This window comes from Massilia sp. 01N417, assembly GCF_056399645.1.
The window spans coordinates 77,335-90,850 of the sequence record NZ_JBFTRS010000019.1 but is presented as its reverse complement, the minus strand read 5'-3'; the positions used below and the strand labels follow the sequence as shown (position 1 = coordinate 90,850).

Below are 13,516 nucleotides of genomic sequence, written 5' to 3'. Positions count from 1 at the left end.
TGCGCGACAGCCTGTTGTGCGCGGGGGACGAAACAATATCTTTAAGGAATTGAATGCTTACTTGGCGGGCGCCGCTTCGGCTTTCTCGACCAGCGAGGTCACCTGCCCGGCGATCTCGTTCGGCACCGCGATCGACAGCTGGTAGTGCAGGATCTCGAAGCCCTTGGCGGTGTTGCGGATCACGCCGCTGGCCATGCAGTGGCCCATATTCGCGGTGTCGAGCAGTTCGTCGAACCAGATCAGCTTGCCGTCTTCGGCGGCGTAGACGTTGCGGCGGCTGGCCTTGAAGGTCCAGGCCGAGTTCTTGCCCTCGAAGTATTTGCGGGCCCAGGCCTTGAAGGCGTCGCGCTGCCACAGCTCGCTGCGGTCGGTGCCGATGTAGACGCCGTCCGGCGCCATCTTGTCGAAATAAGCCATGCGGGCATGGGCCGCGTCGTCGTGCCAGGCGTCGACGAAGGCGTTCACCTGCTTTGCCAGCGCGGGGTCGGCATTCGCCGCCTGGGCGATTCCGGCGAAAAACAGGCAGCAGGCGAGGAGCAGCGATTTCATGGTGAATCCTTTCATTGGAAGCGGCCGCCGTCGACGTCGCGCAGGAATTTGATGAGGCCCTTGAAATAGGTCTTCTGGTCGTCGTACATCGACATGTGGCTGCCGTTCTCGCACATCAGCAGGCGGCCATGCTGCACCTTCTGCGACACCATCTTCATGTGGGCCGGGTCCATGGTGTCGTGGCGGCCGGCGATCACCAGGGTCGGCACCGCGATCTTCGGCAGGTCGGCGACGCGGTCCCAGTGTTCGAGCTTGGCGTTGTGGGCGCCCAGTTCGCTCGGCCCCTGCATCGGCACGTAGATCTTCGGATTCATGTGCCCGATCGAGCGCGTCACCGGCTCCGGCCACTGCTCGTAGGGCATGCGCAGCACGTGCTTCACATAGTGGTTCGGCAGCAGCAGTTCCATGTAGCGCGGATCCTCGTACTTGCCCTCGGCTTCCAGGCGCTTGATCTCGGCCAGGGCCTTCTGGTCCATTGCCGGCATCAGCGCCGTGTCGGCGTATTTGTTGTACGCCGGGATGCTCATCATCATGTTCGAGATGACCAGGCCTTTCAGGTTGCGGCCATACTTCAGGGCGTACTCGGCCGCCAGCAGGCCGCCCCAGGAGTGGCCCAGCAGGTAGAAGTTCTTGTTGTCCAGGCCCAGGGCCTTGCGCACCTGCTCGACCTCTTCCACATAGCGCGGCAGCTCGACCAGGGAGGGATCGTCGGGCTGGTCGCTGTAGCTGGAGCCGAGCTGGTCATAGTAGTAGTACTCGATGCTCGCGCCGGGGAAATAGCTGTCGAAGGCTTCGAGGTATTCGTGGGTCATGCCGGGGCCGCCGTGCAGCAACAGCACCTTGATGGTCGGGTTGTTGCCGACCCGCTTTGTCCAGACCTTGAACGTGCCTTTCGGCGTGGTGATCGGGATCATGCGCACGCCGCCGGACAGCACGTCGCTGCGGCCGGTGTTGTCGAAATAATTGCCGGCCGCGCTGGATGCGGCGCCTGCCGGCAGGGCGATCAGCACCGCGGCCATCAGGGCAAGGAAGCGTTTCATCGGGACCTCGTCGTTTACATTGTCGGTACATTGTACGTTGGAAATGTAACCAAATGTGCAAGAAACGCTGTTGTTCGGGAACTCGTGTAGAGTTGGTTGACCAGCAACTTTATCGGCGAGCGATGAGAGCGTGGACATGGACGTGGATGACGGCGTGCGGCCTGAGCCTGGCCTCGGCGCAGGCGCAGGAACTCGAAGCGCGCAAGGATGATGCGAAACCGCCGCCTCCGCTGAGCCTGCGCCTGAGCGACGAGGTGATCAGCAATGCGGTGCGCGAGACCCTGGCCGAGAGCAAGGGCAGTCCGAAGCGGGAACAGGGAAAAGCGCTCAGCGGCGATGCCTACCGGAAGTTCGAAAAGGGCTTCTCGGAAGCCGAAAAGCCAGGCTGCCTGGGACCGGACGCGCTGAAATTCCAGCCGGCCAGCACGGTGGTCAAGACGCCTTTCGGCGCCTTCAACGTCGGCGCCGGCGGTATCTTCGCCCTGCCCTTCTGGGCCGCCGCCGTGGCGCGCGGCAAGTGTAATTGAGGCGGGATCGGGAATCGTGGATAATGTCGAACCATGAACGATACTACCCAACTCCCTCCCCTGCCCGACCGCCTGTCCATCGACCCGAAGAGCCCGCACCACGATGCGGAAGTCTTCAAGCACCCGGTCGGCATCCGTTTCAACGGCAAGGACCGCACCGACGTCGAGGAATACTGCATCAGCGAAGGCTGGATCAAGGTCGCCGCCGGCAAGGTCGTGGACCGCAAGGGCCGTCCGATGCTGATCAAGCTGAAGGGCACGGTCGAGCCGTACTACGCTGACTAATCCCCTGTCATTTCACAAATGCAACGGCCGCCGGAACCATCCGGCGGCCGTTTTCGTTTGCGGCACGGGCCGGCTCAGCGATGCAGTTCGCCCGAGCGTTCCGGCTGGTACAGCAGTTCCAGCGCGGTCAGCTTGAACAGTTCGCCGCCCGGGCGCGCCCACTCGATCGTATCGCCCACCGCCAGGCCGAGCAGTGCGCTGCCGATCGGCGACATCACGGACAGGCGGTCGCTGCCGAACGCCACGTCCTTCGGGTAGACCAGGGTCATGCAGAATTCCTGGGGCGGATGGTCGACCGCGAAGCGCACCGTCGAATTCATCGTCACCACATTGGACGGCACCTCGTCCGGATCGACGACGTCCGCCCGGCCCAGCTCGTCGAGCAGGTTGTACTCGCGATCGCCGGGAATGACGGGCATGTCGTCGAACAGCGCTTCCAGGCGCGCCATGTCGAGGGTGGATACAGTGATGTTCGGTCTCATGTTCAACTCCTGTAAAAAATAGACCAGCAAGACGGGTTGGCCAGCGCCTGGCGGCGGCGGCCGGGTGTGTCGTTGGAACAGGCTCGGAAGGACGGCCGCGCGGGCGGTCGGGTCCTACCGAGCCCAGGAGGGCCGGGCGAGATCTCGCGGGAAAAACCGCGCGTGCAGCAGCCGTACTCCCTCGTGCAGGGGCGCACGTTGATAGCAGGCATGAACGGCGGGGTGAGACATTGGCGGTGACGAACGATGTTAGTGGTACCAGTATAGCCGTGTTGGGCGATTGTTGCGACCTTCAGGCGGCGGGTGCGGATGCGGCGCCGGCGAACTGCGCCAGCAAGGCATCCAGGGCGCGCCGGTACTGCTCGCGCAGGGCTGCCGATTGCTGCGGATCGGCGAGAAAAGCACCGACCGCCAGGCCGCTGCCGTGGGCATGGTCGACCAGGATGTCGCGCCACAGGATATGTTCCGGGCCCAGGGCTTCCAGCAGCGCCTCCAGGCGCCCGGTGATCCGCTGGGCCGCCCCGGCCAGCGCGGCCGGCTCGGCAAAGATCGCCAGGGTCAGCTGGGGATGCCTGCCGACGGCGTCGTGGTAGCGGACCAGCAGCCCGCGGATGGCGGCCAGGGCGTCCGCCGGGCTGCCGGCCTCGTCCAGCACACCGCAATAGACCTTGTCGGCGAGCAGCCGCAGCAGGCCGGCGCGGTCGTCGACGTGGTGGTAGAGGCTCATCGGCGTCAGATTCATCTGCCCAGCGAGGGCACGCATGCTCAGCCCCCGCCCGCCGTCCTGTTCCAGCAGGACCAGGGCGGCGGCCAGGATGGCGTCGAGCGTGACGCCCTGCCCGCGCGTGGGGCGGCCGCGCGGACGGGTCATGCGAGCACGCGCCAGGTCGACTGCACCAGGCCGGAAGGAAAACTGCGGCTGGCGACGAGGGCCAGGTCCTTGTCCCGCGGGAGCGCGCCGAACAGCGGACGGCCGGCGCCGATCAGTACCGGCACGGTGGTGACGACCATGTCCGCGACCAGTCCTTCGCGCAGGAAGGCTTGCACCACCTGGCCGCCATCCACATAGACCTTGCGCGCGCCCTGGCGCTCCAGCTCTTGCATTGCCTCGCGCGGCGGCAGGTCCGTGAAACGCACCTTGCCCTGCAGGCGCTCGGCCACCGGGGTGCCATTTAGTTGCTTCGACAGCACCACCACCGGGCGATCGTAGTGCCACTCGCCGAATTCCAGCACTTTTTCATAGGTGCCGCGGCCCATCACGACGGCGTCCTTGTCGGCGATGAAGGCCTTGTAGCCGTGGTCCTCCCGCGGATCGTCGCGCTGCAGCAGCCAGCCGATGTCGCCGTCGGGACGGGCGATGTAGCCGTCGAGGCTGGTGGCGATGAATACGTGTCCTGTGATCATGTCTCCTCCGCTTTATTTATACACCGTATATTTTAATCGCAGGACGAAAAAAAGCGAGCCCGCAGGCTCGCTTTCTGATCACGACGAAACGGGATTAACGCTTGTCGATGGTCGGCACGTCGCGGACGGTCGAACCGACGAACAGCTGGCGCGGACGGCCGATCTTCTGTTCCGGGTCGGCGATCATCTCGTTCCACTGGGCGATCCAGCCGATGGTACGGGCCATCGCGAAGATACCGGTGAACAGCGAGACCGGGATGCCCAGGGCCGACTGCACGATGCCCGAGTAGAAGTCGACGTTCGGGTACAGCTTGCGCGACACGAAGTATTCGTCGTTCAGGGCGATCTTTTCCAGTTCCATGGCCAGCTTGAACAGCGGGTCGTCCTGCAGGCCCAGTTCGTTCAGCACTTCGTGGCAGGTTTCACGCATCAGCTTGGCGCGCGGGTCGAAGTTCTTGTACACGCGGTGACCGAAGCCCATCAGCTTGACGCCCGAGTTCTTGTCCTTGACCTTCTCGATGAAGGCCGGGATGTTTTCGACGCTGCCGATTTCCTTCAGCATGTTCAGGGCGGCTTCGTTGGCGCCGCCGTGCGCCGGGCCCCACAGGCAGGCGATGCCGGCCGCGATACAGGCGAACGGGTTGGCGCCCGACGAACCGGCCAGACGGACGGTCGAGGTCGAAGCGTTCTGCTCGTGGTCTGCGTGCAGGATCAGGATGCGGTCCAGGGCGCGCACCAGCACGTCGTTGACCTTGTACTCTTCGCACGGGTTGGCGAACATCATGTGCATGAAGTTCGCGCTGTACGACAGGTCGTTGCGCGGGTACATGAACGGCTGGCCGATCGAGTACTTGTATGCCATGGCGACCAGGGTCGGCAGCTTGGCGATCAGGCGGATTGCCGAGATCTCGCGCTGCTCCGGATCGTTGATGTCCAGCGAGTCGTGGTAGAACGACGCCAGTGCACCGACGGTACCCACCAGCACCGACATCGGGTGCGCATCGCGGCGGAAGCCGCGGAAGAAGAAGTTCATCTGCTCGTGGACCATGGTGTGCTTGGTCACGGTTTCGGTGAACTTCTCTTTCTGCTCGGCGTTCGGCAGTTCGCCGTTCAGCAGCAGGAAGCAGGTTTCCAGGAAGTCGCAATTGACGGCCAACTGCTCGATCGGGTAGCCGCGGTACAGCAGCTCGCCCTTGTCACCGTCGATGTAGGTGATGGCCGACTGGCAGGCGGCGGTCGACATGAAGCCCGGGTCGTAGGTGAACTTGCCGGTCTGGCCATACAGCTTGCGGATGTCGATGACGTCCGGGCCGATGGTGCCTTTGTAGATCGGCATGTCTACCGACGGGCTGCCATCCGAGAACGACAGGGTGGCTTTGGTATCAGAGATGTTCATGGCACTTCCTTCTGTGGGAGGTGGTATACAAAAAAACGAAACCAGGTTTCGTTACGCTTGCCGCAACCGCGCCACCAAAGCACGTACATGCGGCAGGTCGACCTCGCCCTCGGGCTCGGCGCGTCCCAACAGCAGGTCCATCAGCGGATTGTCCGCCAGGTCCAGCAAGCGGGTCAGCGCATCGACCTCTTCGTCCGTCAATTCCTCTTCGTGCGCATCGAGGAAGCGCGTGAGGATCAGGTCGTTTTCGAGCAGGCCCCGGCGGGCGCGCCAGCGCAGGCGCGCTCGGTTGGCGGGGTCGGATTGATGCGTTTTCACACTAGAGTCCGTTGTTCGGTCAACACTATACTCCGGCTGCCGTTTCGCGGCAGTACGGTAGTTTTACTATATTTATGACGGGTGTTCGCGCGTGGGCCCGATCTGCCCACCCTACGATGCAACCGCCGACGAGATACCGGCAGGGTGGGCACACCGTGCCCACGCCAACCACAGCAAATCGCAGCTTAGATCGCGCGGCGGACCAGCAATTCCTTGATCTTGCCGATCGCCTTGTTCGGGTTCAGACCCTTCGGGCAGACGTCCGTGCAGTTCATGATCGAGTGGCAGCGGAACAGGCGGTACGGGTCTTCCAGGTTGTCCAGGCGCTCGTTGGTCGCTTCGTCGCGCGAGTCGGCGATGAAGCGGTAGGCCTGCAGCAGGCCGGCCGGGCCGACGAACTTGTCCGGGTTCCACCAGAACGACGGGCAGGAGGTCGAGCAGCAGGCGCACAGGATGCACTCGTACACGCCGTCCAGCTCTTCACGCTCTTCCGGCGACTGCAGGCGCTCTTTCTCCGGCGGGATCGAGTCGTTGATAAGGAACGGCTTGATCGAGTGGTACTGCTTGAAGAAGTTGGTCATGTCGACGATCAGGTCGCGCACGACCGGCAGGCCCGGCAGCGGACGCAGCACGATCGGCTGGGTCAGTTCGTTCAGGTTGGTGGTGCAGGCCAGGCCGTTCTTGCCGTTGATGTTCATCGCGTCCGAACCGCACACGCCTTCACGGCAGGAGCGGCGCAGGGCCAGCGAGTCGTCGACGTCGGCCTTGATGCGCTGCAGTGCGTCGAGCAGCATCTTGTCGGTGTCTTTCAGCTCGACGGTGATGTCTTGCATGTAGGGCTTCGTATCCTTGTCCGGATCGTAGCGGTAGATCTTGAGTTGGACTGTGCGTGCCATGTTTTACCTATCGGGTGGGGACGGGGCAAAGCCCCTGTCCGCAAAAATTATTTTTCGACGAAGCGCTTAGAACGTACGTGGCTTCGGTTTGAAGGTGTCGACCGTCAGCGGCTTCTGGATCACCGGCTTGTACTCGAGGCGGTTGCCTTCCGAGAAGAACAGGGTGTGCTTCATCCAGTTTTCGTCGTCGCGGTGCTCGTAGTCGCTGTGGGCGTGGGCGCCGCGCGATTCCTTGCGGGCCGCTGCCGAGACCATGGTCGCCTTCGCCACTTCGATCAGGTTGTCCAGCTCCATCGCTTCGATACGGGCGGTGTTGAACACCTTCGACTTGTCCTTGAACGAGATGTGCTTGCGGCGCTCGTCCAGCTTCATGATTTCCTTCACGCCTTCGTCCATCAGCGCCTGGGTGCGGAACACGCCGCAGAACTTCTGCATGGTGGCGCGGATGGCGTTGGCGACGTCCTGCACCTTCTCGCCGCCGGTCGAGTTCTCGAGGCGGTTCAGGCGGTCCAGCGCGTAGTCGGCGGCATCCTTCGGCAGCGCGCGGTTGCCCTGCGCCTTCAGGTTCTGGGCGACGATGTGGTTGCCGGCCGCGCGGCCGAACACCACCAGGTCGAGCAGCGAATTCGTACCAAGGCGATTCGCGCCGTGCACCGAGACGCAGGCGCATTCGCCGATGGCGTACAGGCCGTTGACGATCTTCTGGCCGCCGGTGCCGTCAGGGGTAACCACCTGGCCGTGGATGTTGGTCGGGATGCCGCCCATCTGGTAGTGGATGGTCGGCACGACCGGGATCGGTTCCTTGGTCGCATCGACGTTGGCGAACTTGTGGCCGATTTCCAGGATCGACGGCAGGCGCTTGCGAATGGTGTCCGCGCCGATGTGGCGCAGGTCCAGCAGCACGTGGTCCTTGTTCGGGCCGACGCCGCGGCCTTCCTTGATCTCCTGGTCCATCGAGCGCGAGACGAAGTCGCGCGGCGCCAGGTCCTTCAGGGTCGGCGCGTAGCGCTCCATGAAGCGTTCGCCGTTCGAGTTGATCAGGATGCCGCCCTCGCCGCGCACGCCCTCGGTGATCAGCACGCCCGCGCCGGCCACGCCGGTCGGGTGGAACTGCCAGAACTCCATGTCCTGCAGCGGCAGGCCGGCGCGTGCCGCCATGCCCAGGCCGTCGCCGGTATTGATGAAGGCGTTGGTCGACGCCGCGAAGATACGGCCGGCGCCGCCGGTGGCGAACACGGTGGTCTTCGCCTGCAGCATCATGACATCGCCGGTTTCCATTTCCAGCGCCACCACGCCCAGCACGTCGCCGTCGGCGTTGCGGACCAGGTCCATCGCCTGCCACTCGACGAAGAAGTGGGTGCGCGAACGGACGTTACGCTGGTACAGGGTGTGCAGCAGCGCGTGGCCGGTGCGGTCGGCGGCCGCGCAGGCGCGCTGCACCGGCTTCTCGCCAAAGTTGGCGGTGTGGCCGCCGAACGGACGCTGGTAGATGGTGCCGTCCGGGTTGCGGTCGAACGGCATGCCGAAGTGTTCCAGTTCGTACACGACCTTCGGCGCTTCGCGGCACATGAATTCGATCGCATCCTGGTCGCCCAGGTAGTCGCCGCCCTTGACGGTGTCGAACATGTGCCAGAACCAGTCGTCCTCGCTCATGTTGCCCAGCGAAGCACCGATGCCGCCCTGGGCCGCCACGGTGTGCGAACGGGTCGGGAAGACTTTCGACAGCACGGCGACGTTCAGGCCGGCTTCCGACAGTTGCAGGGCGGCGCGCAGGCCGGAGCCGCCGGCGCCGACGATCACGACGTCGAAGTGGCGGGTTGGAATTGAAGAATTAAATGCTGCCACGATTAAACGCTCCAGAGAATTTGCACAGTCCAGGCGGCGCAGGCAAGCAGCCAGAACACCGTGAGGGTCTGCAGGGTCAGGCGGATGCCGACCGGTTTGACGTAGTCCATCCAGATGTCACGGATACCGACCCATGCGTGGTAGAACAGGCCAAAGAGGGTGACCATGGTGAAGAGCTTGAACCACTGGCGCGAGAACAGCCCGGCCCAGCCTTCGTAGGTGAAATTCTGGCCGGTCAGGAAGGAGACCAGCAGGACGATGGTGAACACCGCCATCAGGATCGCGGTCAGGCGCTGGGCCAGCCAGTCGCGCATGCCGTAGTGGGCGCCGACGACCAGGCGGCGCTGTCCGATATTCTTCTTAGTATGGGATTGCATGATTAAAACACTCCGAACAGTTTGAGGGCGACCAGCAGGGTCAAGACCAGGCTGACGACCAGCACCCAGCGTGCGGTCTTCTGGGATGCGTCCTTGTCCAGGGCCATGTGGTTGTCCATGAACAGGTGGCGCACGCCCGCGCAGAAGTGGTGCAGGTAGGCCCAGGACAGGCCGAGGATGATGATCTTGGCGAACGGGTGGCTGACGACGCCGGCAAAGTGCGCGTACGAGATTTCCGAACGCAGGCTTTCCTGGAACAGCCAGAGCAGGAACGGCAGGAAAAGGAACAGGCCGGCGCCGCTCACGCGGTGCAGAATCGACACGATCGCCGACGGCGGCTGTTTGTAATACCCCCGGTACGTAATATCGCCAAAGTCGACATTACGAATTACCGGTCGGCCCTTCTTTTGAGCCTCTCTCACGGCTTCGGACATTGCAACACCTCCCTCAAATACTGAAATTTATCGAACCCATTGCATCGATTTTGTGACCTGCTCGGAACCGTTTCCGACTCCGGGGGAACGTCGACCGGGCCCCGTCTTCGCTTTCCCAAAACCAACTCATTTTACTCGCTCAAAGCGATTCCTGCACCAGCATAGAGCTAGCGCAAAAACTTATCAGGACAATTCGTTTTGGTAATGATGCTGCGCGGTCAGATACAGGCCGCGACGCAACTCCACCGCTTTGTCTCCATAGGTAAACGAAATCCTGTCGGCGCATAGCAGAGGTGTACCCTCCGGCACTTTCAGGTATTCGGCCGCGCCGGCGTCGGCCGCCACCGCGCGGATCTTTTCCGTCGCGCGGATCATGCGGGTGCCGAACTCCGATTCGAACAGGCCGTACATCGGCCCCTTGTATTCCGCCAGGCGCTCCGCCGTCAGTCCCTTGAACAGTTGTCCCGGCAGCCACAGCTCTTCCAGGATGGTCGGCACGCCCTCGAAGGACATGATGCGCTTGATATAGACGACCGCGTCACCGGACTTGAGGTCGAGCAGGCGCGCCACCTCGGCCGCGGCACGGATGCGCTTGACTTCGAGGTATTGGTGGTCGGGATGCTGGGTCACGCCCTCGTCGGGCACGAGCTTGAGGAAGCGGAAGTGCGCGCGCGCCTCGTTGTGCGTGGCGACGAAGGTTCCCTTGCCCTGGCGACGCACGACCAGGTTCTCGGCCGCCAGCTCGTCGATCGCCTTGCGGACCGTGCCCTGGCTGACCTTGTAGCGGCCGGCCAGCTCGACTTCGCTGGGGATCAGTTCGCCCGGCTTCCACTCGCCGGACTGCAGGCTCTGGGTGATCAGGGCCTTGATCTGCTGGTACAGCGGGGAGAATGTGGGGGACGTGCCAGCCTGGGGCATGCCCGATCCGGAGGCGCCGCCGGCGCTGCCCGCTGCGCTGCTGCTGGCGGCTCCATTGCTGTTCGGATTGGACGGTGCTTGGTTCATAGTCCGCGATTTTTTCACAAAACCCCCTCTGCGTCCAGTGTGGAAAGCCGCAGATTATGTGTCTTATATAAGACATATGATATGAATTGACAGATGGAATATCGGAGGACTACACTCGCGGTCGACTGGACGTGGGCGCACCCTCTCACGGCAACGCGCCTCATGCCCGAATCGCGGGTGGGCTTTGGTATGATTGCAGTTTTCCCAAACTGGCGTATCCTCGGCGTCGCCCGCCCATTTGTCAGTTCTTTATCCCACTTTTGGAGATTCATCATGGCTAAAACCCCAATGCGCGTCGCCGTTACCGGCGCGGCCGGCCAGATCGGCTATTCCCTGCTGTTCCGCATCGCCAACGGCGACATGCTGGGTAAGGACCAGCCGGTCATCCTGCAGCTGCTCGAAATCGACAACGAGAAGGCACAGAAGGCGCTGAAGGGCGTCATGATGGAAATCGACGACTGCGCATTCCCGCTGCTGGCCGGCATGACCGCCCATAGCGACCCGATGACCGCATTCAAGGACGCCGACGTCGCCCTGCTGGTCGGCGCCCGTCCGCGCGGCCCGGGCATGGAACGCAAGGACCTGCTGGAAGCCAACGCCCAGATCTTCACCGTGCAGGGCAAGGCGCTGGACGCCGTCGCTTCGCGCAACGTCAAAGTGCTGGTGGTCGGCAACCCGGCCAACACCAACGCCTACATCGCCATGAAGTCGGCCCCGAACCTGCCGGCCAAGAACTTCACCGCCATGCTGCGTCTGGACCACAACCGCGCCCTGTCGCAAGTCGCCGCCAAGATCGGCAAGCCGGTCGGCTCGATCGAGAAGATGGTCGTGTGGGGCAACCACTCGCCGACCATGTACGCCGACTACCGCTTCGCCACCGCCGACGGCCAGTCGGTCAAGGACCTGATCAACGACGACGTCTGGAACCGCGACACCTTCCTGCCGACCGTCGGCAAGCGCGGCGCAGCGATCATCGACGCCCGCGGCGCCTCGTCGGCAGCGTCGGCAGCCAACGCAGCGATCGACCACGTGCGTGACTGGGTCCTGGGCACCAACGGCAAGTGGACCACCATGGGCATCCCGTCGGACGGTTCCTACGGCATCCCGGAAGGCACCATGTTCGGCTTCCCGGTGACCACCGAAAACGGCGAGTACAAGATCGTGCAAGGCCTGGCAATCGACCAGTTCTCGCAAGAGCGCATCAACAATACGCTGAACGAACTGAACGAAGAGAAAGCCGGCGTGGCGCACCTGCTGGGCCAGTAATCACCCGTCGTTCGCAATTACGCCGTCATCCCCGCGAAAGCGGGAATAGTGCCCCGGCACTATTCCCTCCATACCGAGCCGGCTTCGGACACTCGGTATGGGTTCCCGCTTTCGCGGGAACGACGCAGTTATACATACCTTAGCTAAAAATGCATCCTTCCAAGGTTTTATTCCAGGGCCAACGCCAGCCGCTGCTGCTTCCTGCCTGCGACCACTACGCCGGCAGCGAAAAGCTGATGCGCAAATCGATGGCCCTGCAACAAGAGCTTGGCCCGGTATTCGACATCACCTTCGATTGCGAGGACGGCGCCAGCGCCGGCCGCGAACGCGAACATGCGGAACTGGTGGCGAGCCTGCTGAACGACGAGGGCAACCGCTTCGGGCGGATCGGCGCGCGCCTGCACGACGCCGGCTCGCCGCACTTCGCCCAGGACGTCGAGACCATCGTCGGCGCGGCGGCGCGGAAACTGGCCTATGTGGTGCTGCCCAAGCCGAACGGCGTGGCCGACGTGCTGCGCGCGCAACAGATCGTGAATGCGGCGGCGGACAAGGCGGGACGTCCGAACCTGCCCTTGCACGTGCTGATCGAGACCCACGGCGCCCTGCACGAGGCCTGGCAGATCGCCGCCCTGCCCCAGGTCGAATGCCTCTCGTTCGGCATCATGGATTTCGTTTCCTCGCATTACGGCGCGATTCCGGCCGCCGCCATGCGCACTCCGGGGCAATTTACCCACCCACTCGTAGTACGGGCGAAGCTGGAGATGGTTGCGGCATGTCATGCGTATGACAAGGTCCCCTCCCATAATGTGACGACCGATATCAAGGACAGCGCGGTTGTCGCCAACGACGCCACCCGTGCCGCCGGCGAGTTCGGGTTCACGCGGATGTGGAGCATCCACCCTGACCAGATCAAGCCGATCGTCAAGGCCTTCACCCCGCGCTTGTCCGAAGTGAACGAGGCAACCAACATCCTGCTCGAAGCAATGGCGGCAGATTGGGGGCCGATCGCCCAGCATGGACGCTTGCACGACCGCGCCAGCTACCGATATTATTGGACGGTGTTGCAGCGCGCGAAGCTGGCCGGCCTTGCGCTGCCAGATGCCGCGGCGGCAATCGTCAATCAACCGGAATCCATCTGATGGCCATCACTCTGAATCAAACGCTCGCCGCCTGCGCTGTCTCGCTGGCGGCCGCCGGCCTTTGCGCGCCGGCATTTGCCGCATCCAGCATCCACGAAACCCACCCGAAGGCAACCCAGGTCCTGAAGGAAAAAGCCAAGGCCAAGGCCAAGAAAGCCAAGAAAGAAGAAAAGCAGGAAGTCGCCGACGACCCGGAACCGGACATCACCGATACCGTCGTGACCGACTATGCCTGCGAGCTGAACAACAAGATCACCATCTATACCAACGACAAGGATAGTGGCCACATCGCACTGCGCTGGAAGAACCGCCTGCACCGCCTCGAGCGCGTGGGCACCACCACCGGCGCGCTGCGTTTCGAGAACACGAAGTTCGGCCTGGTCTGGATCGGCATCCCGAGCAAGGGCATCCTGCTCGACTCGAAGCAGAACCGCCAGCTGGCCAACGAATGCAAGAACGCCGAACAGGCCAAGCCGCTGGTGGCGGCCGCGCCTGTTACTGCGAAGAGCTGATTTCCCGTCGTCCCCGCGCAGGCGGGGATCCAAGACGGCCG

17 protein-coding genes are annotated in these 13,516 nt (G+C 63.3%); 5 read left to right on the top strand and 12 right to left on the bottom strand.

Going from position 1 to position 13,516, the window contains the following annotated elements; genetic code table 11:
• Positions 1-57: 57 nt before the first annotated feature.
• Both AC1DOQ_RS19670 and AC1DOQ_RS19665 read right to left on the bottom strand, forming a co-directional pair.
• The gene (locus AC1DOQ_RS19670) at positions 58-549 is read right to left on the bottom strand and encodes a nuclear transport factor 2 family protein (protein ID WP_477368039.1); all 492 of its coding nucleotides are present in this window, start codon (positions 547-549) and stop codon (positions 58-60) included.
• An 11-nt stretch (positions 550-560) separates the two neighbouring features.
• Complete coding sequence (locus AC1DOQ_RS19665; protein WP_477368036.1) at positions 561-1,589, bottom strand: proline iminopeptidase-family hydrolase; 1,029 nt, start codon at positions 1,587-1,589, stop codon at positions 561-563.
• A 146-nt stretch (positions 1,590-1,735) separates the two neighbouring features.
• On the opposite strand from AC1DOQ_RS19665, the gene AC1DOQ_RS19660 reads away from it, so the two are divergent.
• Entirely contained in the window at positions 1,736-2,116 is a 381-nt protein-coding gene (locus AC1DOQ_RS19660) for a hypothetical protein (RefSeq protein WP_477368033.1), read from the top strand.
• A 33-nt stretch (positions 2,117-2,149) separates the two neighbouring features.
• Complete coding sequence (locus AC1DOQ_RS19655) at positions 2,150-2,401, top strand: DUF3297 family protein (protein WP_477368031.1); 252 nt, start codon at positions 2,150-2,152, stop codon at positions 2,399-2,401.
• A gap of 74 nt (positions 2,402-2,475) precedes the next feature.
• Here AC1DOQ_RS19655 and rnk read toward each other — a convergent pair whose 3' ends face one another.
• The 10 genes from rnk to AC1DOQ_RS19605 all read right to left on the bottom strand — a co-directional run bounded on the left by rnk (position 2,476) and on the right by AC1DOQ_RS19605 (position 10,558).
• A complete protein-coding gene (gene rnk / locus AC1DOQ_RS19650; protein ID WP_442121940.1) occupies positions 2,476-2,883 on the bottom strand; it encodes a nucleoside diphosphate kinase regulator in 408 nt (135 codons plus the stop codon).
• Positions 2,884-3,175: 292 nt separating this feature from the next.
• The gene (locus tag AC1DOQ_RS19645) at positions 3,176-3,754 is read right to left on the bottom strand and encodes a TetR/AcrR family transcriptional regulator (protein ID WP_477368028.1); all 579 of its coding nucleotides are present in this window, start codon (positions 3,752-3,754) and stop codon (positions 3,176-3,178) included.
• Complete coding sequence (locus AC1DOQ_RS19640; RefSeq protein ID WP_477368025.1) at positions 3,751-4,287, bottom strand: dihydrofolate reductase family protein; 537 nt, start codon at positions 4,285-4,287, stop codon at positions 3,751-3,753. Before AC1DOQ_RS19640 ends, AC1DOQ_RS19645 begins: the two co-directional genes overlap by 4 nt.
• Before the next feature lie 94 nt (positions 4,288-4,381).
• Positions 4,382-5,683, bottom strand: a complete 1,302-nt coding sequence (gene gltA / locus AC1DOQ_RS19635; protein WP_477368022.1) for a citrate synthase — start codon at positions 5,681-5,683, stop codon at positions 4,382-4,384.
• Between the two features lie 51 nt (positions 5,684-5,734).
• Positions 5,735-6,001, bottom strand: coding sequence for an FAD assembly factor SdhE (locus tag AC1DOQ_RS19630; RefSeq protein WP_047823985.1), 267 nt, complete (start codon positions 5,999-6,001; stop codon positions 5,735-5,737).
• A 185-nt stretch (positions 6,002-6,186) separates the two neighbouring features.
• Entirely contained in the window at positions 6,187-6,897 is a 711-nt protein-coding gene (locus AC1DOQ_RS19625) for a succinate dehydrogenase iron-sulfur subunit (protein WP_477368019.1), read from the bottom strand.
• Positions 6,898-6,963: 66 nt separating this feature from the next.
• Positions 6,964-8,742 (bottom strand): succinate dehydrogenase flavoprotein subunit, encoded by a 1,779-nt coding sequence (gene sdhA, locus AC1DOQ_RS19620; RefSeq protein WP_477368017.1) that lies wholly within the window; start codon positions 8,740-8,742, stop codon positions 6,964-6,966.
• A 2-nt stretch (positions 8,743-8,744) separates the two neighbouring features.
• A complete protein-coding gene (gene sdhD, locus AC1DOQ_RS19615; RefSeq protein WP_477368014.1) occupies positions 8,745-9,119 on the bottom strand; it encodes a succinate dehydrogenase, hydrophobic membrane anchor protein in 375 nt (124 codons plus the stop codon).
• Positions 9,120-9,121: 2 nt separating this feature from the next.
• Positions 9,122-9,553 (bottom strand): succinate dehydrogenase, cytochrome b556 subunit, encoded by a 432-nt coding sequence (sdhC, locus tag AC1DOQ_RS19610; protein ID WP_477368011.1) that lies wholly within the window; start codon positions 9,551-9,553, stop codon positions 9,122-9,124.
• Positions 9,554-9,736: 183 nt separating this feature from the next.
• A complete protein-coding gene (locus tag AC1DOQ_RS19605; protein WP_477368008.1) occupies positions 9,737-10,558 on the bottom strand; it encodes a GntR family transcriptional regulator in 822 nt (273 codons plus the stop codon).
• 273 nt (positions 10,559-10,831) lie between these two features.
• On the opposite strand from AC1DOQ_RS19605, the gene AC1DOQ_RS19600 reads away from it, so the two are divergent.
• From AC1DOQ_RS19600 to AC1DOQ_RS19590, 3 genes are all read left to right on the top strand, one after another.
• Positions 10,832-11,824, top strand: coding sequence for a malate dehydrogenase (locus AC1DOQ_RS19600; RefSeq protein ID WP_442121951.1), 993 nt, complete (start codon positions 10,832-10,834; stop codon positions 11,822-11,824).
• A gap of 149 nt (positions 11,825-11,973) precedes the next feature.
• A complete protein-coding gene (locus AC1DOQ_RS19595) occupies positions 11,974-12,963 on the top strand; it encodes an HpcH/HpaI aldolase/citrate lyase family protein (RefSeq protein ID WP_477368005.1) in 990 nt (329 codons plus the stop codon).
• Complete coding sequence (locus tag AC1DOQ_RS19590; RefSeq protein ID WP_477368002.1) at positions 12,963-13,475, top strand: hypothetical protein; 513 nt, start codon at positions 12,963-12,965, stop codon at positions 13,473-13,475. The genes AC1DOQ_RS19595 and AC1DOQ_RS19590 overlap by 1 nt, the downstream gene beginning before the upstream one ends.
• The last annotated feature ends 41 nt before the right edge of the window (positions 13,476-13,516 follow it).